Consider the following 24,733-nt stretch of genomic DNA (forward strand, 5'->3'; position numbering starts at 1 on the left):
TCTTAAAGTATCCCTATGAACACCTATTCTTCTTGCTATTTTTGAATGTGAGTAGCCTTTCTTATCCCATTTTAAAATTTGTTTTAATGCTGGATAGCATGGATTTACTTCAATTCTATTTTTTTTACCTTTGGGACGACCCAAAATCGCACCTTCCATTTTTTTTCTAGCTAAAGCCTCTTTGGTTCTTTGCGAAATTAATTGTCTTTCAATTTCAGCGGATAGAGAAAAAGCAAAAGCAATTACTTTTGTATTAATATTATCATTAAGAGCAAAATTTTCTTTGATAGAATATATAGTGATATTATTTTTAATACACCAGTTTAATTTCTCCATAATATCTAAAAGACTTCTTCCTAATCTTGAAAGTTCCGTAACAACTAAGGAATCTCCATTTTTTAATTTTTTAAATAATCTTCCTAAATTTCTATGATCTATTGCTATTTTTCCGCTAACAACTTCTTGCACAAAGTAATTGATTTTAATTTCATTTCTTTTACTCCACTGAAGTATTTCAAATTTTTGATTTTCAGTGTTTTGTTTGTCAGTGCTAACTCTTATATAAGCATATATCATTGATGTTTCCTTGTAATAAAATAAAGATTGTTTATATCAAAAAAGGTATGATTTTTCTAGTTTAAAATAATTAACCCCTCAAGCTCAACATTAATCACTTGTAAAAAACAAATTACTCTTATCTTAGTTTTTAATGACTAAGATAAGAGTAATTAGAGTTATCATAAAGATAACAATTTTTTCCATTTTAACCTCCTTTTAATTTAAAATTGCCAAATTATATTTAAAAGGAAAATTTCTTACATAAAAGCTTCTTTAAACTTTTTCATTTTTATATAGTTTAAGATTATTTTTATTTATTTTATGTTTTGTGAGCTTTTAATCTATAAGTGAATAAAATTTTATATGATGTAGTTTTTAGAGCTTTAAGATAAAATAATATTGTTCAAACTTAGCAAATAATATTATATAAAAACAAATATCTTTATAACAAGCCCTCAACCCTGCTAATATGAAGGCTTATGTTTTAAGGATAAACTAAGCAGGGTTTTTCTAAAATGTTTTTTAAGAAATTAGAAATTAGTTCTTATCTTAGTTTTTAATGACTAAGATAAGAGTGATTAAAGTGATCATAAAGATAACAATTTCACTCATCTTAACCTCCTTTCGACTTTAATAAAGCCTCCATTTGGTTAAATCCTTAAAACAATAAAATTATAATTATTTTTGCTTTAGTTTGTGATTAAATTCTAGTGTTTTCTTTTAACCCTTTAAAACCGACATAAATGTTGAATTAAAAGCTATTAATCAAACATTGAAAGTAAGTGCTAAAATACAAGTTTCTGACTTGTTTTTTACTATAGGAGAAAGTAATTATAATTATACTGTCGGAGAATTTGGCAATAATGGTTATGGAGGGCAAGGATATTATAAAAATCATTATAGAGAAATACATATTACTAGAGTTTATAATCAAATGCCTACTATGGAGCTATATATTTTTGGTTTTAATAATCAAAATGACGCTTGGAATGCTAAAAATAATATGAGTTTTACTTATCAATCAGCTTATGGTGGTAATAGTAAATATCCATTTATATTTTGTATTAAAGGAATGGAGCATGATAGTATAGTATGGAGTCCAAAAGGCGATGGAAAAAGCGAACAATTTCCTCCAAATAAATGGGGAACTATTATAGTAGATTTTGGTGGAACTAATATTAATTGGGGAAGTGTTTGTCCTCCAGCTACTAAAAAATACAACGGAATATATACTTTTAAAACCACTTACAAGGGCAAAACCTATACGAGTATTTTACATTTGAAGTTAAATGAATAAGTTGTATTTTTTATTGATTTGTTTTAACCCTTTAATAACGACATAAATATACTAGCTAAAGCTTTTAATCAGGTATTAAAAGCTAATGCTAAGATTAGCGTATTTCAAACAAGGGGGATATTAGGACACCCTACTGGAAATAGAAATGGAGGAGATGGAAGAACTACATTATTAGGAACTAATAATGGGATAGATGGGCAAGTTTTTGGAAATTATACTAATGAACATTCTACTTTTACATTAACACATCATAATGGTAATTTTGATTTAGGAATTTATGGTTATCAAAACACTAATGATATATGGAATGCAAATATAAAAATAACCTATACGCCAGCTTATGGGGGTAGTCAAAAATGGAATTTAAGTTATTTTATTAATTCAAAATCCTATCATTTAGGAAATACTTATTTTCCTTTTGATATGAATCATTATACTTATTTATTATTTAGTAAAGAAGAAGCTTCTATTCCAACCAAACAAAATAACGGAATATATAAGTTTGAGGATCTAAACAATAAATACATAAAGCCCACTTATTTGCACTTGAAATTACCTTGAAATTCTAATGAATTTTTAAATAGCCTATATAAAATTTAATTTTTTATAGGCTAAATGTTTATTCACTTAATTTTAAGTGCAAAATACTCGTATAGGTTTTACCCTTATAAGTGGTTTTAAAAGTATATATTCCGTTGTGTTTTTTATGAACAGAAATGCAAGTATTTATTCCAAAATCAATTCCCCCAAAATCAGCAATTAATTGCCCCCATTTACTTGAAGAAAATTGTTCGCTTTTTCCATCGCCGTTGCGTTGTAAATCATGTCCTTCTCCAGATCCAATAGCACAAAGCATATTATATTTGGTATTTCCTCCATAAGCAGGTGTATATGTAAATTTTATATGATGTTTGGCAATATTAACATCTTCCTTGCTTTTAAATCCAAAAATATTAATATCCATAGTAGGCATTTGATTATAAGCTTTAGTAATATGCATTTCTCTATAATTGTTTTTATAATATCCTTCTCCACCATAACCATTATTGCCAAATTCTCCGACATTTTGAAAATTAGTTGAACTTTCTCCTATGGTAAAAAACAAATCTGAAACTTGTATTTTAGTTCCTAAATTTAAACTTTGTCCCAAGCTTTTTGCATTAGTATTTATGCTGTTATTAAAGGGTGATTTTCCTTGTCCATTTAAATAAGCCTCGCCTTTAGCATTAAATTTATTGTCTTTTGAGGTAATTTTTCCATCTCCACTTAAAGTCCATTCTACACTTGCATTTGGTTTTCCGCCTTTAACAGTTACTTTGAATGTTTCATCGCCTACAAGTTCAGTTTTATCACTTGAAATGCTTAATTTGTATTGATATAAATTAATATCATTCATAGTAAAAGTTTCTTTAGTATCCCCACTTTTAATATATTTAAATTGTGGTTTTATTTTTTTAATTTTAAAATCACTTATCTTGTGATAAGCAATTGTCGCTTCGCCTTTGTTATTTACTTGCACACTATCGCTTTTTGGTTTAATTACTCCATTTGTAATAGGTTCTATTATGCTATCAGGTAAAAGTCCTTTTACTAAAATAGAATAATCTGTATCATAATCTATTGTATTGTTATGTTTGCCATAAAGAGTAGAATTAAATACTGGATATGTTATTACTGGACTAAAGGTTCTTAAATCATACACAATAGTTTTATTTGAATTTTTTCCTACACCTGAAGTAACAATTTTGATAGGAGTTTTAAATGGAGTTTTTGAAGTCAATAAAGCTTTAGCTTCTCCATTTTGATCAAAGCTTAGCTCTTGTTTACGTAATGTGCCATCGCCAGTTAAATCCCATTCTACTTTTTCATTTGGCTTTCCTCCCGTAACTTTAACTTCAGTTTTATCTAAAACTAAATCTTTTGTAGCTAAGCCATTTTCATAAGCGTCAAGCTTATCTTTTTCACTATCCATTGCTAAAGAATATTGATAAAGTTTGATATTATCTTTAACTTCAATTTTATTTACAAGACTTTGATTATAAATAGCTATAATTTCTAAATTTTTAACATTATAATCTTTGATTGCTTCAAATACTACTTTACTCTCGCCTTTTTCATTTGAAGTAGTTTCTTTGTTATTGCTAATTTTAATTTTCTTACCACTATTAATATCTTTTGCTATCCATTCTACTTTAGTATTTGGCATTAATCCCGTAAGTTTAACTTCAAACTCACTCACATAATCAATTGTTCCATTTTCAAATAAAGCATTTGTAACTGGGTGCTTGTGAGTTGGTAAAATCATAGTGGCTTTATAATTTTTAACCTCTAATTCTTTGCTTTTTTCACTCACTAATTCATCATTAGTATTTTTAGCAAAGATTTTAACCTTACCATTATTTTCTAAGCCTACGATTTTAACTTTGCTTTCGCCTTTATTATCTGCAATAAGTTGTAATTCTTTAACAGTAGAGCTTTTGTTTTCATTTTCTAAGATAAATAAAGCTTTATCCTCGCCCTCTAATCTCCACTTTACATTAGTTTTATTTGGGCGTAAATTTTTATAAGTAGCAATTGCAATTTCTTTATTTCCTATGACTTCTTTATCAATACTTAAATCATTATCGTTATTACCAAATACCATAATTTGCACAGGTGCTTTAAACTCAACTCCATTAACACTAGCAATAACTTTAACTTCTTCTTTATCTTTCATAGTATTATCAGCTTTATATTTGATAATAGCTTCACCATTGTTATCAGTTGTATCTGAAGTATTTGTTTTAATCAGTTCGCCTTTGCCTATTAATCTCCAAACAACTTTTAAATTATTAGCTAAATTTCCACCTGCTAAAGTGATAAGACTTTCTTCAAATCTTTCTATTTTTTCAGGATCTGCTTTAATTTTAAAATCAAGTTTTATGATTGAAATAGGAAATTTACCATTTGCTTCGCCAGCTACAGCGTTTAAATCGGTTTTTGGAGTGCAAGAGTGAATAATTTGCACATAAACTTTTCCGCTATTGTCTGTAATATAATCAAAACCTTTTTCAAATACTACACAAGAATGAGTTGGTGTAACTCTCATAGGAGTATTTTTTACTACTTCATCAAAGCCATTTTTCAATAATATACAATGTTTATCATTACCCAAATCTCCACAATAAGAAATATGATACTTATTTGGAGTTGCTCTATATTCAAGAACCATAGAATAATCTCTATCAATAAATTGAGTTCTAGTGCCTTCAATAGTATTACTAATTCCTGCTAGTTTTGGTTCAAATGCTAATTTCATAGCTTTTTCATCAAGTGGTATATTAATGTTTGCATTAATTGAAGTATTCTTTTTAGAACTCTCTGCACTTCTGCTATGACTTAAAGTAAAAGTTAATGCAGGGAATGGAGAATATGAAATTCCCCCTTCATATATTAATGGATTTTTCTCTAAATCATCTACGCTATTTGCTCCAAAAACACCTACTTTATCGCCATACCATTGTCCCATTTTTGCAAAAACTGAAACATTAATAAGAGAAGGAAAGGCATATTTTATTTTTGCGTCCCAACCATTTGCAGGGCGTTCTTGCACATAATCTTTATCAAAATCATAGCTATCTATCCAATTACTCAATCTTTGATAAACATTTGCATTAAATGCGAGTGTATCTACCATAGCTTCAGCACCTAAAGACATTCTTTTATGTCCTCTGCTAAAATCATGATCATAGACTGAGTTTAGTCCTAACATAATATTACCTGAATTATTTAAAGCTGTTGCATTTGGATAATATCTTATACCCCCACCAAAGTGTCCTATGGTTCTATCATTAGCAAATTCGCCTATACCACTTTGTAAAAAATAAGATATTTTTGGATTATCTTCACTTACAATAGGTAAAAGTGCTTTAGCATTACCACTAAAACCGCTTCTTTCGTTGTAATTAAATGAAAAATCTGTATTAATAGAAGTATTTAATGAATCAATAAATTCTTTAGCTAACTCATTTGCACTTGCATTTAAATAAGAACTTGCCATATTTTTTACAATTTCTTCTTTGCTCTTGCTATCTTCACTATCATAAATAGCACCAGCTGTTTGAATAACTTTCATTACTTTATTTGAAAATTCTTGATCTTCTTTGCTTAAATTATCATCTTTTTTACTATCATTTAAAGCTTCTTGTGTTTTTAAATTTTCATTATAATAGTTTGCATTTGTAGGGTTTTCAAGATAAACAGTTTCAAAAGGTTTTTTGATAATTTTTTTGTCTTTAAAATTAGTATGAGTGTGTTCTTTGATAACTTCTTTATCATCAAACTCAAGCCACTTAGCTGAAATATATTCTTCTTTATTTGCTAGTTTAGCCCATTTAGTGCCTGTTTCGTTAGTTATAATATTTTCAATATCTAATATTCTATTTTTTCTATAAATTTCTACTTGTTTACTTTTTACATTTGGTTTTTCTCTTGAGATTATGCGATGAGCTTTTACTTTTGCTTTTCTTATAGTTTGTTCTTGAAAATTTGTATTATCTTCTTCATTATTAATTTCTTTTAAATTATTATCAAGATTATTTTTTCTTGAATTAGTTGTTCTTTTTTAGCAATTAATTCATTATTGTTTGAATTATTACTTAATTCTTTATCTATACTTCTGATTTCTTTGTTTATTTTTGCATATTTAGCATAGATTTCTTGCTCACTAAGTTCTTTGCTATCTTTTTCTTCTTTTATAATTTCACTAGCTTCATTAACTTGTGTTTCTTCTTGTGATTGAATAGTGTTTGTGTTTTGGGTGCTTGAAGGTAAAATTTCATTATCAGTATTAGCTGATGAAATAATTTTTTTACTTAATATTTCAATCTCACTATCTACATTGTCAAAAATAATACTTGAATGTGTTTGATTTATTAAAGATGAACTTAATAAAAAAGACAACAAGATTTTTCTTAATATCCTTTTTTTTGGATATTTTGTTTTTAAAGATTTTTTATATAGTACTGATTTCATTTTACCCTCTTTAGTTCTTATTAAAATACTTCTTCTTCCGTATTATCTGTTTGAGCAAAATTTTCAACAGAATTATCTTCTTTAGTTGCTTGGTGATCTATATTTTGCTTTTCTTTTTGATGGACAAATTCAAAATTATCAACTATAACTTGAAAACCAGTTCTTTTATTTTGATTTTCATCTTCATAAACTGAAGTAAAAATCCTTCCTTTGCATAAGAATTTATCTCCTTTTTTTAAGTAATTTGCTAAAGCATTTACCCTATTTGTTCCAAAAACAACCAAAGGAATCCAATCTGTGTGTTTTATTTCCTCATTTGCTTTTTTAGTAATAGTCGTAATTGCTAAACTATTTTTCGCTAAAAGTTCTTTTTTTCCTTGAGATACTTCCCAATCTTTACCAAGAAAACCACATAATACTACTTCATTCATTTTTTCATCTCCTTATTTTAATTTTGGCTTATTTTTTTCATCAAAACACATAAACTTACAACCATTTTTATACTCACTACATCCCCACCAATAAGTCCCTTTTGTGTTTTTTCTTCTTATTAAATAACCATTTTTACATTCAGGGCAACTATATTGTTTTTCTTTTGATAATTGTGAGAATTGATTCATACTCCCATTTTCTTTTATTTTCAAAATTTCACTATTAACCTCCTTTAATATATTTTGTAAGAAATCTTCTTTTTTTATTGCGCCTTGTTCAATCATTTTTTGTTGCTCAAACCATAAAGCAGTCATATCAGGATATTTAAGAGTTTCAGGTGCTAAAGATATTAAGAGTCTTCCTTTTTTGGTAGATTTAACAACTTGTTTTTTATCTTTACTTACCTCAATATATCCTTGCTCAATTAAATTTTTAATATGAGTTGATCTAGTAGCAGGTGTTCCAATACCTCCATTTTCGCCTTTTTTGTCTTTATCTTTTTCAATTAGTAATTTTTTTATTTTTTCATCTTTCACATATTTAGCAACACTATTTAAATCCTTTAATAAAGAATCCATCGTGTAATAAGGACGCGGTTTTGTTTGCTTTTTCTCTATTTCAATATCTTTAATTTTGCAAACACTATTATTCTCTATTAGTGAAATGTCTAAATGATTATTAGTATCTTCATTGTCTTTTTCATCACTTTGCTTGAAAAATTTTCTAAAACCCTCGCTAATATTTTTGCTTCGAGAAATGCTAAATACACTCTTATCATAAGTTTGTATCTCAAGATTTGTAACTTCATATTCTCTTGGTTTAAAAAACTGAATCACAAATCTTTTTGCTATTAAAATATAGATATTCTTTTCTTCTTCTTTTAAAAGCCCACAATCAAAATTGTTTTGAGTTGGTATTATTCCATAGTGAGCGGAAATATTTTTATCATTAAAAGCTTTGCTTTTAATGCTTAAATCACTCTTTTCAAGCAATAAACTTAAATCACTATCATTATTTTTTATATTTAATTTAATAGAATTTAAAATATTTGGAGCTTGTTCAAACATTGTTTCAGGTAAGTATTGACAATCTGATCTATTGTAAGTTATGGCTTTATATTTTTCTCTTAAATTTTGAGTGATTTCTAATGTTTTATCAGGTGAATAACCATATAATTTAGCACACTCTGCTTGCAAAATTAAAAGACTATAAGGCAAAGGGGGATATTCTTTCTTTTTTTCTTTAAAAACACTAATTAACCCCGTTTTATTAATGTTGATTTCTTTTATTTGTTTAGCAATATTTTCATCGATAATCTTTTCTTCTGTTTTTAATCTTGCATTAAATACTTTTCCATTTATTTCAAATTTTCCTAGCAATGAATAATAATCTATGCTTTTAAAATTTTCATATTCATTATCTCTTGCTGTTATAAGCCCTAAAATTGGAGTTTGAACTCTTCCTAAAGTAAGAACTTCTCTAAAACCACTTTTTTGCTGTGCTACACTTGTATAAGCTCTTGTAAGATTAATACCTACAATCCAATCAGCTTGACTTCTTGCAAATCCTCTTTCACTCATTCCTTTAAATTGAGAATTCGGCTTCATTTTAGAAATTTCAGCTTTAACTGCTTTTGGAGTTAAATCATTAATCAAAACTCTAAAAACAGGTTTTTTTGTTTTTGAATACTGAATAATTTCATCAATAAGAATTTGACCCTCATCATCTGCATCACCGCAATGAACAATACTATCTACTTGATCATTTTTAATCAATTTGCAGATAATTTCTAATTGTTTTTTGCTATTATTTATAGGAATATATTTAAATTCTTTAATGTCCAAAGGCAAATCATTTAAATTCCACAACTTCCATTTTTCATTATAAAATTCAGGTGTTGCTAATCTCAATATATGACCAAAAGCCCAAGTAATTAAATTATCGCCTTTTTGAATATAACCTTCAAATTTCTTAACATTACCATCTAAGCCTTCTGCAATTGCTCTACCAAGTTCAGGTTTTTCCGCTATAAACAATCTCATCTTTTACCTTTTATCTTTATTTGTTTTACACCCTTGTAATAAGGGTGTAAAATTTATCTTTCGATATCTTTTTCTTTGCTTGGAGCTTGAGTTTCTTGCTCTATTGTTTGTTCTTTAGAAAAACCATCTTGTTGTTTTGCTTTTTGCTCTTTCATTTCGGCTTCATTTTTTATCTCAAAACCAGTGCTTCTAACAATAGCTAGATAGCCATCACCTTTTTCAAGTTTAATCTTTTCTAGCTCTTCTTTAATTTCTTTATTAGTAAGCTTAATGTTTGTGTCAAGATAAAAACTTTTGCTACCATCTTGGTTTTGAAATTCGCTAATTCCAATTCCTTCAACTAAAGCTTTTCCAGCTTCTCTTTTATCGTTGATTGTGTAGTAAAATCTGTCAGTTTCTTCATTCCAGTTATTATTAATAAAGATATGGTTATCTCTATTACTTCTTTCTTGCGGATCTGTTGGTAATAAAACAATGTTGAAATTTTCTTTATCTCTTCTTACAAAGTAATTTTTCCATTCGTTATTTACTTTAAAAGAAGCTGTTACAGCTCCCTTATCCATTCCAACAACTTTTCCAGCCTCTTCTATCACATCAACTAAAGCAGTAGCAACTTGTCTTTGCTTAATTTCACCTGTTTGAGTGTCTTTATAGTTTAATGCGTTATTTACATCAACCATAAGTCTTGGATGATTTCCATTTGATAATCTTACGAATGCCATTTTTTTCTCCTTAATAAAAATTTTTATGTTTTGTTTTTTGTTTTTTGGTTTTTGGTTTGGGAATTTAAAAAAAATATATATAATTACATGTTCATTCACCTCCTTGTAGTGTGATATGAATGCCATTCTCATCTTTATTAAGAATGGTTTTGTTTTTTGGGAAGCTCAAAGTTAAGCTTTTGTCTTTATTTTCTTTTATAATGATAGAGCTTAACTTTTGGGCGTTTTGGGTTATTTTTTTATAATCTTCGTATTTTAAGTATACGATGAAAGAAAAAACTCCAAAAGAAAACCCAAATAAAACAAAAAACATCAATGAAACAATCATAGTTTGTTTGATATTTTTAGTTAGCTTCGAAAAAATTTTAGAAAAATCTAAAATTGCATTTTTTTCTTTTTCTAAAAACACTTTTAAAGTTTGATCATATGTTTGTAAGCTATCACTTAATCTAGCTTCGGTTTTTGACCTAAAATCCTTTAAATCATCATTACTTACTTTTAAAGCACTATTTAATGATTCAAGAAATGTATTATCAAAATTAACTAAAGAATTATCAAGTGCAGTTTTTAGTTCCATTGCTTTTTGACTAAATTCTTCTATTTCTAATTTTGAAAAAGATGAGTTCAAACTATCAAGTTCTGTTTTAATCAAAAGCGTTTTATTGATTATTTCCAATTCTTCTTGACTTGGGGGATTTTTAAAATACGAAATTAGAGAATCAATATTCATTTTAAGTTTATAAAAATTTTGCTCTAAATCTTTAAAAATTCCTTCTTTGGTATTCTCATCAAGAACATTATTTAAGCCTATATTGATAGTATTATTAATGATTTCTAAGATTTTTATCTGCTCATCAATAATTTCTTGATAGTTGCAAATTTTTACTTCATCAAGTAAAGAATTATTCATATCTTCTTGATCTATTTGCTCATCAAGTAAGCTTTGATTTTCTTCAGTCATTTTTTATCCAACATTTTTTATTAATAAAAATCTTTTTATAAAAAACCCATTTCCACTTAAAACCTACTCTCTCGCGATGTTTCTCTCTTAAATTATCAGGAAGTAAGTTATATTCTTGTTCAGAAATTTCTTTTAATTCATAACCTCTTTTCCAACTGACATCCTCTATAAAATTTTTAGAGCATATATACTCAAAACCTTGATAATCAGTATAAGAACTAGATTGCAATAGGTAACAAGATTGCGATAATTGTGGATTTATTCTATATCCATAATGCTCTATTTCTTCACATGATCCATCATCACATACTCTTTCTACCCATAAAAGTTTTTTTTCTACTCTTTTATTAAGTTCTTCCAAAGAACATTCACCATCTAAATGAGCTAAAATATCATTCTTATATTTAAGCATTTCAGTATCACTATTATCCACAGGGCAAAGATTTAAAAAAGCTTTTCTAGCATTAATTGTTTCCCAAGGTTTTTTAAACTTAATTGCAAAATATCTTGCAATTGCTGCATTACATTCAGGTGGTTTAATAGGCGAAGCTAAACAAAGCATAGCTTCACAAGCATATCTAGTATCCCCACTTAAATAATCCAATTTTATAGCTTTTAAATTTGAGAACATAAACATAGCTAAAATTATTGATATCAATTTTATTTTCATTTTTTATTCTCCTTTTTTTTAATTTTTTTGGCTTCTTGTATCATTTTCTTTTCTACAATTTCATCTTGATTAATGGTTTTAATCACGGTTGGTTTAATCTCATTATTATCAAATAAAGAATTACTCATTTATCTCTCCATCTTTTGCATGAAAAAAAAGCATATTGATAGTATTTTTATCTCCCTTAATAATGCTTATAGGCTGTAAGATCATTTCTGCTTCAACACCATTTTTTTTAAAATACTCTTCATATTCTTGAATGATATTTTTTTCGCCTATTAAGATAATTCTTTTTGCATTATGAGCCAAAAGAAAAGTTTTTACTATTTGTTCATTAGTGAGCAAGCCTTCTTTATTTTTTATAAGCTCTATTTGATAAATCCAGTCCATATTGCTTAACTTTGAATCTTTAGGAACAAATCTATATTTTTCCTCCAATAAAGAATTATTCAAGGTTAGCTTTGAACCGCCTTCAAGTTTTTTAGGTTTTGGTGCAGAACTTGCACATCCTATAAAAATTACACTTGCTAATAAAAGCAAACTAAGCGTTTTTTTCATTATTTTCTCCTGTTGTTGGTATTTGTATGCGACACTCTCCTCTTTGAAAAGCTCCTTTTAAGATATGTTCTTTAGGTATGCCTTTAATTTTTGCCAAAGTTGGAGAGACTTGTTTAAACTTATCAATAAAATATGGATCGTTATAATAAAAAGCTTTTTTGCATAAAATAGGCTTTCCATTATCTATAGTAATAAGCTCATCTTCAAAAGACATTTCTCGAAGTTCTTGTGGAAGCATTAATGCCCTACTTGCTTCACTATAACTTGTAGATCCACCACTTGCCCCTACACTTCTTGATCTTGTTTTAAATGTAGTATTACCAAGTATTCTACTAATCTCCTCTGCATCTTCTTGCTCTCTTGGGGTATAAAAAATTTGACAAGCATGGTTAGTCAAAAGAGTTTTTGCTCCATCATCCCCATATCCATCAGGGGCAGGTGCTTTAAGTTGAGATTTTGATTGATAAATCATCAAAGAACGCATTAAATAACCTGCCATAAAACTTACTGCTGAAAGGTATATAGGAATTTTTCTAGGTGCTGTAAATTCATCCATAAGCATTAAACAAGTATATTTAATTTGTGGATTTTGTTCAGGAAGTTCTTTTGTATTCAAAAGAATTAACTGCGACCAAAAAATATTCAATATAAATTTTGCATTAGTTAATTGATCAGGGGTTATGCCTATATAAATAGTCATTTTCTTTTTGCGTAAATCTCTCAAATCAAAATCACTAGTTTGAGTAGAAAGTTTTAATACTTCTGCTTCAAAAGGAGTTAAAGGCTCGTTAAAAGAAGACATAACTCCTGATTTTGTATTATCACTTGAAATACTAAAATAAGTTTCTAACCTTCTTTTTGTGATATCTGAAAGCAGATCATCACAATTTGATAAGTACTTATAAGTATTATCAAATCCATTTATTTTTTTACCCTCATATTCAAAAGTAAAACCTTTTGAAAGTTGTAATATTCCAAAAAAACTAAATTCTGTTTTTAAGTTAAATGTTTCTAAAAAAAGTTTCCCATCTTCTTTTAAATTTAAATCTTTCCACAAATAACAAAGTCCTATAAATAGGTTTTGTGCAAGACCATTAAAGAATTGAGTTGTAGAATCCCCTTCTTTTGGATAAATGATATTTGCTAAATCCATTAGCTGACTATCACAATTATCACTATCACTCATATCTATATAAGTTAAAGGGTTGTAACGATGAGTTCTTTTTGAAAATGGATTAAAAAGAAAAACATCTTGACCCAAAACTTCTTTTCTATATTTACTTGTAAAATCAAAACATTCTTGTTTTATATCCTGAACAACAGCACTCTCTTTCCAGTCCATTAAATTTGGTATTACAATACCAACCCCTTTACCACTTCTTGTTGGAGCTCCCAAAGCCACAAACTGAGGACCTTTAAATCTTAAAAATTTTCCCTTATATTTTCCGATGATTATTCCATTGTCTGAAAATAATTTCATTTTTTTAATTTCTGCTAAATTTGCAAATCTTGCCTCGCCAAATTGAGTTTTTTTGCTTTTAGCTATTAATGCTAAAAGCGTTAAAACAATAACACTAAAACCAAACATACCAAAGAAAGAAATATAAGCTTTTGGGTAAGCATTTATTAATGCCTCAAAAGTGAATTTAAGATTGTAAAATCCAAGAATTCTTTTTAAGCTTACATCATTAAGATAAAACATCACAAAAGGACTTAAAAAATAAGCTATTAATAGTGAAAAAATACTTATAAAAACAAGCATTACAATCTTATCTTTCATTTTCTATTCCTTTTATTTTTGTAGAAAAGCTTTCTAATTTTTGTTTAAAATAATTAGAATTTTTTTCTTGTTTTAAAGATTTTTCTTCATAATAAGCTTTAACTTTTGGATTTTTAAATTCCATTCTCTTATTAAGATTTCTATCAGAATAAAAAGTTATAATAATTTCATCAGAGGGGGATAGTGGCGGGATGAGACCCTCCCCTTTGATCTTATCAGTAGCAACTCTAAAACGAATGCCTTCTTTATTTTCCCATTCATATACTTTTCCACCTCTTCCATCATCAAATGGTTCTTTAAAGACTTTCAAATATTCTCTTATAAAGTTACCAAGATTTAAAAGCTCTTCAATCTTTATTTCTCCTTCGCTTTCTTTTGCTAAATGTAATTTGATATGTTCAGCACCTCTTCCTTTGTCTCTTTTTGTGTTATGCCAACCCTTAACATAATGGACAACATAATCAATGATTGCCTCTTCAATAATCTCTAATTCTGTATTAATTGGAGTTGAGTTTTTATCGTTAAAACTCACATTATAAATTCCTCTTTTTTCTTTATTTGCCATTTTTCATCTCTTTAAAATATATTTGACTAATATGTCTTTTTCCATTATGAGCTCTAATATGGACAACTACATCAATAAGATTTTTAAGCATATCTTGTATTTTTTCAAAAGGTATTTTTTGACCTTGAGTATTTTGTAAAGTCATCAAAGCCAAACGCTCGAATGTTTCAGAAGTGCTTCCTGCATGGCAACTTGTAATGCTACCACCATGCCCACTAGAAAGAACATTGATAAAATCATAAGTTTCAGCACCTCTAAGCTCTGCCAATAAGATTCTATCAGGCTTCATTCTAAGACACGATTTTAAAAGAGTTGCAGAATTTAAAAAATCTTCATTTTTAGCTTCACTAGGATAAAAAAGCTGTACAAAATTTTTATGCTCATAAAATTTTATTTCTTCAACATCTTCTATAGTTATAATTCTTTGTTCTTTGGGAATAAAATCAATTAAAGTTTTCATAAAAGTTGTTTTACCGCTTCCTGTACCTCCTGCTATAATGATATTTTTTTCATACTCTACTGCTTTACAAATAAAATCTTTAAAATTTTTAGCCTCATAAAGCTTTTTCAACTCCTCATCCAAAGGATTTGTTATAAAATGATCAGTTTTTATTTCTTCAAAAAGACCACTTTTAACATGATCTTGTATTAAAAATCTTTTCTCACTTGGTTTTCTAATTGTAATTGAAATATGCTCTTTTTTAGTCGCTGGCGGAATTACTACCTGAACCCTTTCACCTCCATGTAATATACAAGAAAGGATAGGGCGTGATTCATCTATCTTATCTTCTTTAAAAGAAGCTAAAGAAGTAGCAAACGATTTAGAAGCTTCATAATCTAATTTACTTGTTTCTTCTTGCCATTTTCCATCATTAGTTTGTATGAAAATATTTTTTTTGCCGTTGTAGCATATTTCAGTTACGCTGGAATTAGCCAAATGTTTTCCAAAAAAATCATTAGCTAATTTTTCTAGGGTTCTTGAATTACTCATTAAAAGCCCTTTCTTTTTAATTGATAAACCTTAGAAAAATCAATATCTTTATTAACATATACACCTACTAAATCACCGTGATTTTTGTAAAGAGTTGGTTGGATATTAATCATTTTTTCTAAAGCAGTATTAGCTATTTCACGAGAAGTTTCTCTTGAATTTTCCGTATAATCAACGCTATTTTCTTTTTTATTAATAACTTGATTAGCTAAAATATTTAAAGAATCATCAATTATTGATAATAAAATAGCTGAACCAAAGCGTTTCATATAATGATGATCTACCCATCCTTGTATTCCACTTGCTCCAAGCTCATCAGTTGCACCTGAATAAACTGGTATAATAATATTATTAGGCGTTCTTATTTCTTGCCAAATAACAAAAAGCCTATCCATACCATCATTTAATTGTCCTGAACTAAAACTTCCTGTAATGGTGCTTCCTTTTTCAATTAAAAGAACATTGCCATTTGAAGAATAAACATCATTTGAAACAATACAAGCAATACCCCCTTTAATAGTGCTAACTAAACGAGTTTTTAAAGAACAACCTATATAAGTTCCTTTGGATAATAATAAATTTGGATCAAACTGACTAACACTAGCACTAGTTGGGGTAAAAACATCGCCGATAAAATCATTTGATCCATTAGATAATAAAGCATTATCTCCTTGCATAGGTTTAGAATTAAAAATATTATTTGAGCTTTCTTGTGTATTGTTTTCTTGTGCATTAAAAGCCCCACCATCACTACTACTACTTACCACAACTAACCCTGCACCTTTTACTATTCTTGGTTGTAAAGGTTTTGAGATAAGCTCGAAAGGATTTTCTTTTGGAGTTACTTCAACGGGTTTTTCCTGTTCTCTTTCTTTCAATACTTCTTCAAAACTCTTTGTTTCTTCTTTAACAGGTTCTTCTTTTTGAGGCAAAATAAAATCTTTTAATTTCACACTACTAGCAATGTCTTTATTAACTTCTTTTGCTTGTGTATTTGCAGTATCATCACTACTACCAATAAAAGATTTTGCAAAGATATATGCAAAAATCAATAATATAAATACACAGGCAATAAAGAATACATAGATTTGAATTTTTTTAACATTAACGCTTTGTGCTTGCAACTCACTTTGTAAATCCATATCTTTTAATTCTTGTTTTTCTTGATTACTCATTGCTCATTTCCTAATAAAGATTGTTCTAGTAAAAGTGTTTTACTTGGATCGTTTATTACTCTTTGTATATTTTCATTAGAGGTTTCTCTAGTTTTATCTAAAGGATTTTTTCCATAGCCATTATTAAAAATTCCAACAACCTTATCTCCACTTCTTAGTAGAATTTGTTTTGCAATTTTTTGAACTACTAAAACATCATATTTTCCATCTTTTTTAATGTGAGTATTTAAGATCATTTCTTTGCCGTTTTCATATAAAAATACACTCGGAAATGTTTTTGTGTTATCAAAACCTAAGTAAGTAAAAACACCATCATCATAAGCATAATTTGGTGCTATATCTTCACTTCCTTTATTCGCTTTCATTAAAAAATCCCAGTTTCTAGGAACTATATTTTTATCAAGCTCTTCTCTTACAATTTTCTTTTCTAGCTCTTTTTTTATTTTATTCTCTTGCTTTAAGATTTTATCAGCGTGGCTAAAAGACAATTTATAAGTTGCTTGCTTGCTATCATTAGTTAGCAATAAATCAAAAATATAAGTTTTTAAATTAGTGGTAACAATTAAATTTGTTTTCCAGTCTTTTGGATTTGGATCAACAATCATCTCTTTTTGCTGACCTTGATTATAAGGATCATTTTCTACAAAAAGTCTAGTTTTATAAGCTTTTGGTTTAATAAATAAAAGATTTTTTTTCTCTATTAAATCCCAACCTTCAGAAAATCCTGTAGCGGTATTTATAATGACTTCTTCATCGCTAAATTCAATCATACTTACAAAACCATTTCTAGCTACCATTTTAAAAACATCTTTAGAGTTATACTCAGCATGTGCTACGCGTTGATCGTATTCTGATTTTTGCGGTTCATTTAATGCAAAAACAGGTAAAGCCAAAAATGAAAAAGAAAGGGCTAGGCTAATATTTTTTATCATCTTATTTCCTCATCAACTCTATAGTTAGTAACCTTAAAGCCAAGAGGGTTTAAAATTCTATTTTCTTCACTTGTTTTTGCTAGTAAAAAATCATATGCTAAGGTTATAACTTTGGTTGATTGTTGTGTGCTTTTTGTTACAGAATCTTTTTTAGTAATTAATGCTCTTATAGTAGAGGTTTTTACTCCATTGCTATTTCCAAGAACAATACTTAAAATCTTAACGCTTACTTCAACATTATCTTTATAAATTTGATCTAAAGCATTATCACCAGCATAGATAGCTCTATACTCATTTGCAACATTTTCATCACTCATTAATTGAGTAAGAACATAATCTTGATTTAAAAACTTATAATAATAACCTTCTCTAGCTTTTATATATTGAGAGATAAAGTATTTATCTAAAGCTTCAATAGAACTAATTTGCTCTTCTTGTAAGCTAGTAATAATATCCACCATACCAGTAGTATTATCCACTCTAATCACATAAGGTTCAGTAGTTTTTAATGGTGTTAAGAAAATTACAGCAATTACAGCAATAATTGATATTGCCATACTTATAAATGCAACTAACCAAGCTCTTTGATTTGATTTTTCAATCAAATATCTTACACTTGCTTCAAAATTCAAAGCATTAGAATTAATTTCATTTTGGTTTTTCAATTTTATGTTTAAAAGAAGTTAGTATAATTATCCTAAGGCTGATTAACCAAAGGGTAACGGCCTTTGATTAATCAAATCTTGCCTTAGAAATGAGGTGAATTAATTTAAATAATCATATTCTAGTAATTATTATACTACTATGTATAATAATAGTCAAGGCTTATTAGCTTTGATTTCCCCTTTTTTAAAGGGGATACTAGAAACCCTTTGGCTTTATACTAACTTTCTTTATCTCCTTTCTTTAAAATTTGTTTTTTTTAAATTAATTTGGTTTTAAATTACCTGTAAAACCCATAGCTAAACCTCTAAAACCATCTATTTTACGGACTTGGAATGTAAGCTCAAAATTGAGCTTACATTGGAAATACCCTATTTCTCGCAATTCATTTAAAATATCTCTAATAGATTTTAAAACACTACTCATTTTTCAAGCTCCTTATTTTTACTTGCTATATGATTGAAATTTTTTAGTTTTTCTTGAAAATATGCTTTGCTTTTGTTTTCTTGTGATATAATTTTTTTGGTAGTTGCTGAATGTGCATTAGCACCAGATAATTTTTGATTATTACCGCCCAGCTCGGCAGGTCTCGAGGTGTGAAGGGAGTGGACGGCTTCACCAGTAACTACTTGTTCTTTTTTGGCTAATCTTTTAAAATTTCTATTTGATGATATATTAGCGTGGAAAATTGTATTAGTTCCATCATCATTTCTAATACCAATATCACCAATTTTTTGCTTTGTATCTTGTAAATGTTTGACTGCTATAAAGTCTTTTTCATTTTTAGGTCTAGGATTTTTAATGATTAGTTCAGGCTCTTTAACGACTTCTTTAATTGTCTTTGCAACTTCTTGCATATCCTTAAACATTTCAGGATGATTTGCATATAGTTTTTTTAAATCAGCAATCGCTTCTTTATCGCCTAAAAGTTCTGCTAGTTTTTCACAAAGTTCAAATATTTCTAAATCTTTAGCATTGTTAATCACTATGGTGTTTAAAAGAAGTTAGTATAATTAAAAAGGGTGGAATGCCAAAGGGTGCCACCTTTGACATTCAATTTACCGCCCAGAAGGGAGGTGAGTCGAATGACTAAAATTATCCTAGTAATTATATTAGTTATGCTTTGCTTTGTCAAGGCATACTAATCTCCCTGCAATTATAGCAGGGTTTAGGATAATCCCTTTGGCTTTATACTAACTTTCTTTATCTCCTTTCTTTAAAATTTGTTTTCTAAAACTTCAGTTTCAATTATTTGCACATCTTTTTCTTTGAAAAAAAGATTTTGTTTTAAAACTTTTACAAAAACATCTCCTTGCTCCGTATTGTAAGTGATAGAATAATCAAACTCGCCAGCTTCAACCATCTTATCTTCATGATAAGAATTAGAATCATTTACAGCCTTTTTTAAAATCACATAAGACATACTCGGATAATTTAAAATAATTCTCTTTTTCTTTTTAATGTTTTCAAAGCTTTTAATGGAAGTTTCTTTTTCTTCTTTCTTTTCAAACACAGGAACAATTTCCATTTTTAAAAACTTTTCTTGATCTTTAATATCATTTACAGCAACCCAACCACTTTTATCATCAAACAAATAGTTATAATTAGTATTGTTTTTAATAGAACAAGCACTAAAAAAGATTGCACAAAATGCAAATAAAATTACCTTATGCTTCATTTCTCATCCTTTGTAATATGCTCTTTCCTAAAGACATAGCATTAGCACCTGCAACAGAAGCACCTGATTTCATAGCAGAATAAGCACCTTCTGCCATTTTAGAGCCTCCTTTTTGAGCATGCCCAAATAAATTTCCAAGAGTTTTTCCAGCAACAGAACTTATAGGATTGCTTACCCTTGAAAACACACTTTGCATAGCAGAATCTAAAGCAACACTTCCTACTTTTTCAGCAAAAACCTTTGCTACAAAAACCATAGCAACTAATAAAACAGAGGAAAAAATCATAGCTACTCCTATTAAAAATGAATCCGTATTTGCACTTGCATATTGATTTTGTGCTGAATCAACAAATTTATATATTTCTCTAGCAAAAACCTTAAAAAATAAGCTCATAAAAAGCACTAATAAGGTATTAGAAATAAGCAATGCAAGCCATTGAGTAAAAACATTTTTAGTGCTTTTATATAAAAGACAATAAAACATTAAAGGTGCAGCAATCACTAATATAGTTTGAGTAAAGGCAGTTGCATTTATTACCACTAAAGCAGGTAGCACAGCTATACCAAAACCTGTATAAATCATAGCTATACTAAATGCAGCAACTATAATGCTAAATCCACTAGCCTTAGCCCATATACTATCAGCTAAATTTCTAACTTCGTTAAAAATAAAATCAATTTGCTTATACATACTAAGGCTTCCACCAGCCCACTCATGAAAGCCATCCATAGCATTAATAACTAAAGTAAGCCATCCGCCGATATTTAAAGCAAAAGTGATGATCATAGCCTTAGCAGCTAAATCCCACATTACTTCTTTAGTAGGGCTTTGAGAACGACCAAATAAGATTTCATAACCCTTATACATAATAGTAATTACAAGGGTGATAGAAAAAAGCACAGCAAGTTGAGTCATTTTTTCACTCAATGCTGCGTTTCTTACTACTTCTAAAATCGCATGAGTAGCATTACCAAGTCGAAAGAAAAAATCACTTTGCATGGTAAGCCTTAAAAGAAAATACAAGATTAAACATTATTGTGTTTTAAGAAGTTTAAGAAGACTAAGATATAATACCCCGAAGGGTTAGCCGTAGGCTGCAACCCTATGGCTAAATTTAACCCTAGAAAGTAGGTGATTAAATTGAGTTATAACAAACTTATAATTGTAATTATACTCCTTTGTATAGTTACAGTCAAGGCTTATTAGCCTTGCCCCTATTTTAGGGGTATAAGTTTACCCTACGGCCTTTCTTAAACTTTCTTTATCTCCTTTCTTTAAAATTTGTTTTTATTTAAATTAATTTGGTTTTAAAATTAAGTTTTTGTAAAACTTGTGTTTTTCCATTTTTAAATTTTTCTACTATTTCATATTCTATTAGTTCTATAAATTTAGAATTTTGTTTTTGTTCTATTTCCTTTATAGCGTTTGCTATCTTTTCCTTATAAGGTGTATCAGGAAGATCATATTTGTTGTTATAATTTTCTAATTTTGGTGCATTGTTAAACGCATAATAACCTTGCTTTCTAATACTTGGTAAGACTTCTTTAATAACCCATTGTCTAAAAGGCTTTGCTTTTGGCTTATCACTTCTCATTAAAACAAAGTAAAGTTCAGGTTCATTAATTACAATAAATTTTTGCGTTCCTCCAGAAGTTTTAAAGGGGTACCACTCAAAACCGCCCCCTTTATCAAATTCCTTATTTATAGAGTCTCTAACACTATTTGTCTTTTTTATATTTAATATTTTGCATATATCATTTAGGCAAAACAAAGGTTCATTGTTTTTATCTCTTATTGTTCTTACTTGTCCTAATTCTTTATTTTCAAATAAAATAACACTACTCATTTTTCACTCCTATTTAGTCAAATAAGCCACTAGCTTTTGCTTTTTCTTCAGCTTGTTTTCCAAGCTCTTCCCAACTCAAAGGCTCATTCCCCATTGATTCTGCAAACAGCTGTGCTGCTTGATCTTGTCTTATTCTTCTTTGATTTTCATAATGCATATTAGAAATTTCAAGATTAGTTTTAATGATTTCTAGTTTGGTTTTTTCTACATTAATCGCATTGTTAATGTCATTAGTTTCTTTAATATCTTTTGATTCTATAAGTCTTTGGTGTAGTTTTTCTAAAGACTTTGCTACGGTATTAACTTGGATAGAAGCTTGATTATAATGCTCCACTTGAGCTGCATAAGTAATCATATCCATTCTACATATTCTTTTTCGCTCTTCACTCAAATAACTAGCATTGCAACGATCAAAAAGAGTGAATTTTCTAAATGTTTCTTTGCTTTTATCGCTTAAAAAGCCTTGTGGATCTTGCAATACATCATCATAAAAAGATTGTATGTTTTGTCCAGCTTGTGCAAAATCTAAATAAATTTGTTTTGTGTCTCTCATAAAAGACACTGAGTCTCTTGCACCTGTTTTAGACATAAGTTCATTTTGATAAGCTTGAATTTGTTGTTGATAGTGTTTAACCGTATCTTGCCATCTTGTAGCTTGTTTAGTCCACTCTGCAATTTCTTTTGCATTTTGGGTTGCCATTTGTGAATTTGCAGTCGCATCAACTACAGGAATACCAGCACTAAAAGCTAAGTTAGGTAAAATCAATAGGGAAGTAAGAATAAGAATAGATTTTTTAAATTTTTGGATATAATTTTTTGGGGTGTTTGCCACAAGGTTCGCACCCTTGTGGCTTAATTTGCACTCCGAAAGGAGGCGATTAAATTGAGTCATATAAATCTCATAGTTATTATTATACTTCTTTGTATGATAATAGTCAAGGCTTATTAGCCTTGCCCCATTTTTATGGGGATGAGATTTCCTTGTGGCTATATTTGTATTTCTCATTGTTCTTCCTTATAAAATGTTTTGAGTTCATTGATTTTTTCTTCCAAAGTTTTGTTTTCTTGATTAAAGATATTTTCTATTTTTTCTATATAGCTTGTGCCTGTAGATAAAATTTTTAGGTTTTCTTTGCCTAAAGATGAAAGATCCAAAGAACAAACAACTGCTTCATCTTGTCTTTTAACAAGGAATTGTCGTTTATGTGGGGCAAAGTTTTTAACTATTAAAAATTCATCTTTACTAAGACCTAGTCTTAAATACTCATCTTCTTTTGCTAAAGGGTTTGGTAAAAATATTTTTGTAGCAGATTGTTCAACTAGAGTATTTGCTATCTTTAGTTTTAAAAAGTCCTCTATACTTTGTGTAGCAAGTCTTAAAAAGCCATTTTGTTTTCTTATGGTTTTAAACTTGTTTTTTACTTCTTCTGCCACAATATCATTTTCTAACCACTTCCAAGCTTCATCAATATCTATACAAAGTCTTCTTCCATCTGCTAAATTCATAACACGCCAAAGAATAAAATAAGAGATTAATGCTGAAACATCTTTTTCATCTAAAAATTCAGTTCCATCAATACCAAATAAATTAATATCATCAGGAAAATCTAGGTTGTCATATTCATTATCAAACACCCAGCCAAATTGTTTTCCTTTTTGAAATAAAGACAATCTACTTTTTAAAGAGTTATTGTCATTAAAATCATCTGTAATATTTTCAAGAAGTAGAGAAATAGGATATTTTCTTTCAGAAATTTCAAATTGAAGCATTAGAGTATTTACAGCTTCATTGATTTGTTTTTCTTCTTTTGTATTAAGAATTTCGCCATTGCGTGTTACACATAGTTTTATTAGTTGTTTTAAAAATCTTAAATTTTCTTCATTAGTTTCAACCATAAAAGGATTAAACCCAGTAGGCTTACCATTTTTAATAGAAATATATCTACCGCCAGCACAAAGAATATTGCCTAAAGCTCCTTTATCTTTATCTAAAAATACAGCTGTAAATTTCTTTTTATCTTCAGGTATGTTTGCAGGGAAGCTATCTTTATTAGCATACTTTATCATTTGATTAATGATAAAATTCATAAACACGGTTTTACCACCACCACTTTGACCTAAAATCAAAGTATTAGCTAAATTCAAATCACCAAATTCATCTTTGTTTTTTCCATCGCTTTTGTGGAAATTTAAAAAATATGGTTGTTTATTTGGTGTTTTTAAAATAGTTACAGCATCGCCCCAGCAATTTTTTTCTTTTTTGCCCATTAAGAAATTATGTAATGCAACCAAAGATGAAAAATTTAAAGATGAAATCATATGAACTCTTGGGAGTATTGCAAAATTACTTGGAAATTGTGAAAAATAAGAAGCAGGTAGTGCAATATTTGCTAATGTTGAAGTAAAGCCTAAACTATTTAATGAAGTTATTATTTTATTAGTATTTTTCTTGCATTCATCAATGCTATCACCAAAAACACAAATACTAAAATGATAATTTCCAAAACTTATAACATTACTAATTAAATCATCTAATGCTAAATTTAATTGCTCTATCTGACTTACGCCATCATCTTCACTTGAAATTAGTTGATTAATTTGTTTGTTTAATGCTGATCTTGAATCATATTTTGATAAAGGAACAAAAGTTTGAGTGATAGTATAATCTACATCAAGATACATTAAAGAATCTAAAATACCTGAAAAAGTTTCATTAGAATAATCTTTAATTTCAATAATTCTAGCAAATCTTTTTGTATCATCATTGTAGTTTAGCTGAATCATATCGTGATTAAATTGAATATTTTTTAAAGTTCCTGTTAGATATTGATATATCGGAGTATCACAAA

24 protein-coding genes and 1 pseudogene are annotated in these 24,733 nt (G+C 28.4%); 1 reads left to right on the forward strand and 24 read right to left on the reverse strand.

Annotated features, from left to right (window positions below; translation table 11 throughout):
* Nucleotides 1-576 (reverse strand): recombinase family protein (locus tag L8W56_RS07625; protein ID WP_263659898.1); only part of this gene is annotated, 576 nt, incomplete at its 3' end.
* Nucleotides 577-1,330: 754 nt separating this feature from the next.
* On the opposite strand from L8W56_RS07625, the gene L8W56_RS07630 reads away from it, so the two are divergent.
* A complete protein-coding gene (locus tag L8W56_RS07630; protein ID WP_263659899.1) occupies nucleotides 1,331-1,855 on the forward strand; it encodes a hypothetical protein in 525 nt (174 codons plus the stop codon).
* Between the two features lie 619 nt (nucleotides 1,856-2,474).
* On the opposite strand, the gene L8W56_RS07635 is transcribed toward L8W56_RS07630, so the two are convergent.
* The 23 genes and pseudogenes from L8W56_RS07635 to L8W56_RS07740 all read right to left on the reverse strand — a co-directional run.
* Entirely contained in the window at nucleotides 2,475-5,969 is a 3,495-nt protein-coding gene (locus L8W56_RS07635; RefSeq protein ID WP_263659900.1) for an inverse autotransporter beta domain-containing protein, read from the reverse strand.
* 443 nt (nucleotides 5,970-6,412) lie between these two features.
* Nucleotides 6,413-6,868 carry a hypothetical protein gene (locus L8W56_RS07640; RefSeq protein WP_263659901.1) on the reverse strand — a complete coding sequence of 152 codons (456 nt, stop codon included), beginning with the start codon at nucleotides 6,866-6,868 and terminating at the stop codon, nucleotides 6,413-6,415.
* A gap of 20 nt (nucleotides 6,869-6,888) precedes the next feature.
* Nucleotides 6,889-7,299 (reverse strand): single-stranded DNA-binding protein, encoded by a 411-nt coding sequence (locus L8W56_RS07645; protein WP_257911284.1) that lies wholly within the window; start codon nucleotides 7,297-7,299, stop codon nucleotides 6,889-6,891.
* A gap of 12 nt (nucleotides 7,300-7,311) precedes the next feature.
* Entirely contained in the window at nucleotides 7,312-9,342 is a 2,031-nt protein-coding gene (locus tag L8W56_RS07650) for a DNA topoisomerase 3 (protein WP_263659902.1), read from the reverse strand.
* Nucleotides 9,343-9,395: 53 nt separating this feature from the next.
* Nucleotides 9,396-10,064 carry a hypothetical protein gene (locus tag L8W56_RS07655; RefSeq protein WP_263659903.1) on the reverse strand — a complete coding sequence of 223 codons (669 nt, stop codon included), beginning with the start codon at nucleotides 10,062-10,064 and terminating at the stop codon, nucleotides 9,396-9,398.
* Nucleotides 10,065-10,155: 91 nt separating this feature from the next.
* Nucleotides 10,156-11,025 carry a hypothetical protein gene (locus tag L8W56_RS07660; RefSeq protein ID WP_263659904.1) on the reverse strand — a complete coding sequence of 290 codons (870 nt, stop codon included), beginning with the start codon at nucleotides 11,023-11,025 and terminating at the stop codon, nucleotides 10,156-10,158.
* Nucleotides 11,018-11,695 carry a TrbM/KikA/MpfK family conjugal transfer protein gene (locus L8W56_RS07665; RefSeq protein ID WP_263659905.1) on the reverse strand — a complete coding sequence of 226 codons (678 nt, stop codon included), beginning with the start codon at nucleotides 11,693-11,695 and terminating at the stop codon, nucleotides 11,018-11,020. The genes L8W56_RS07660 and L8W56_RS07665 overlap by 8 nt, the downstream gene beginning before the upstream one ends.
* Nucleotides 11,692-11,823, reverse strand: a complete 132-nt coding sequence (locus L8W56_RS07670) for a hypothetical protein (RefSeq protein ID WP_256378939.1) — start codon at nucleotides 11,821-11,823, stop codon at nucleotides 11,692-11,694. Before L8W56_RS07670 ends, L8W56_RS07665 begins: the two co-directional genes overlap by 4 nt.
* A complete protein-coding gene (locus L8W56_RS07675) occupies nucleotides 11,816-12,253 on the reverse strand; it encodes a cag pathogenicity island Cag12 family protein (RefSeq protein WP_263659906.1) in 438 nt (145 codons plus the stop codon). The genes L8W56_RS07670 and L8W56_RS07675 overlap by 8 nt, the downstream gene beginning before the upstream one ends.
* Nucleotides 12,237-14,033, reverse strand: a complete 1,797-nt coding sequence (locus L8W56_RS07680) for a type IV secretory system conjugative DNA transfer family protein (protein ID WP_173777042.1) — start codon at nucleotides 14,031-14,033, stop codon at nucleotides 12,237-12,239. Before L8W56_RS07680 ends, L8W56_RS07675 begins: the two co-directional genes overlap by 17 nt.
* Nucleotides 14,023-14,598, reverse strand: coding sequence for a hypothetical protein (locus L8W56_RS07685; protein WP_263659907.1), 576 nt, complete (start codon nucleotides 14,596-14,598; stop codon nucleotides 14,023-14,025). Before L8W56_RS07685 ends, L8W56_RS07680 begins: the two co-directional genes overlap by 11 nt.
* A complete protein-coding gene (gene virB11 / locus L8W56_RS07690; RefSeq protein ID WP_012662268.1) occupies nucleotides 14,588-15,589 on the reverse strand; it encodes a P-type DNA transfer ATPase VirB11 in 1,002 nt (333 codons plus the stop codon). Before virB11 ends, L8W56_RS07685 begins: the two co-directional genes overlap by 11 nt.
* Nucleotides 15,589-16,764 carry a type IV secretion system protein VirB10 gene (virB10, locus tag L8W56_RS07695; protein ID WP_263659908.1) on the reverse strand — a complete coding sequence of 392 codons (1,176 nt, stop codon included), beginning with the start codon at nucleotides 16,762-16,764 and terminating at the stop codon, nucleotides 15,589-15,591. Before virB10 ends, virB11 begins: the two co-directional genes overlap by 1 nt.
* Nucleotides 16,761-17,696 carry a P-type conjugative transfer protein VirB9 gene (virB9, locus tag L8W56_RS07700; protein ID WP_012662266.1) on the reverse strand — a complete coding sequence of 312 codons (936 nt, stop codon included), beginning with the start codon at nucleotides 17,694-17,696 and terminating at the stop codon, nucleotides 16,761-16,763. Before virB9 ends, virB10 begins: the two co-directional genes overlap by 4 nt.
* Nucleotides 17,693-18,361 carry a virB8 family protein gene (locus L8W56_RS07705; RefSeq protein WP_250324999.1) on the reverse strand — a complete coding sequence of 223 codons (669 nt, stop codon included), beginning with the start codon at nucleotides 18,359-18,361 and terminating at the stop codon, nucleotides 17,693-17,695. The genes virB9 and L8W56_RS07705 overlap by 4 nt, the downstream gene beginning before the upstream one ends.
* 262 nt (nucleotides 18,362-18,623) lie before the next feature.
* The gene (locus L8W56_RS07710; protein WP_263659909.1) at nucleotides 18,624-18,785 is read right to left on the reverse strand and encodes a Rha family transcriptional regulator; all 162 of its coding nucleotides are present in this window, start codon (nucleotides 18,783-18,785) and stop codon (nucleotides 18,624-18,626) included.
* Nucleotides 18,782-19,345 (reverse strand): hypothetical protein, encoded by a 564-nt coding sequence (locus L8W56_RS07715; RefSeq protein WP_250325000.1) that lies wholly within the window; start codon nucleotides 19,343-19,345, stop codon nucleotides 18,782-18,784. The genes L8W56_RS07710 and L8W56_RS07715 overlap by 4 nt, the downstream gene beginning before the upstream one ends.
* A 230-nt stretch (nucleotides 19,346-19,575) precedes the next feature.
* Entirely contained in the window at nucleotides 19,576-20,037 is a 462-nt protein-coding gene (locus L8W56_RS07720) for a hypothetical protein (RefSeq protein WP_257911335.1), read from the reverse strand.
* Nucleotides 20,027-21,037 carry a type IV secretion system protein gene (locus tag L8W56_RS07725; RefSeq protein WP_012662263.1) on the reverse strand — a complete coding sequence of 337 codons (1,011 nt, stop codon included), beginning with the start codon at nucleotides 21,035-21,037 and terminating at the stop codon, nucleotides 20,027-20,029. Before L8W56_RS07725 ends, L8W56_RS07720 begins: the two co-directional genes overlap by 11 nt.
* Before the next feature lie 93 nt (nucleotides 21,038-21,130).
* Nucleotides 21,131-21,256: pseudogene (locus tag L8W56_RS08920) on the reverse strand (type IV secretion system protein); the annotation flags it as partial.
* Nucleotides 21,257-21,329: 73 nt separating this feature from the next.
* On the reverse strand, nucleotides 21,330-21,884 hold the full coding sequence (locus L8W56_RS07730) for a Bro-N domain-containing protein (protein WP_263659910.1): 555 nt from the start codon (nucleotides 21,882-21,884) through the stop codon (nucleotides 21,330-21,332).
* Nucleotides 21,885-21,897: 13 nt separating this feature from the next.
* Nucleotides 21,898-22,890 carry a type IV secretion system protein gene (locus L8W56_RS07735; RefSeq protein WP_263659911.1) on the reverse strand — a complete coding sequence of 331 codons (993 nt, stop codon included), beginning with the start codon at nucleotides 22,888-22,890 and terminating at the stop codon, nucleotides 21,898-21,900.
* A partial coding sequence (locus tag L8W56_RS07740; protein ID WP_263659912.1) for a type IV secretion system protein VirB4 occupies nucleotides 22,887-24,733 on the reverse strand: 1,847 nt, incomplete at its 5' end. The genes L8W56_RS07735 and L8W56_RS07740, both read right to left, overlap by 4 nt.

Source organism: Campylobacter sp. IFREMER_LSEM_CL1085 (genome assembly GCF_025772235.1).
Lineage (GTDB): Bacteria > Campylobacterota > Campylobacteria > Campylobacterales > Campylobacteraceae > Campylobacter_D > Campylobacter_D lari_D.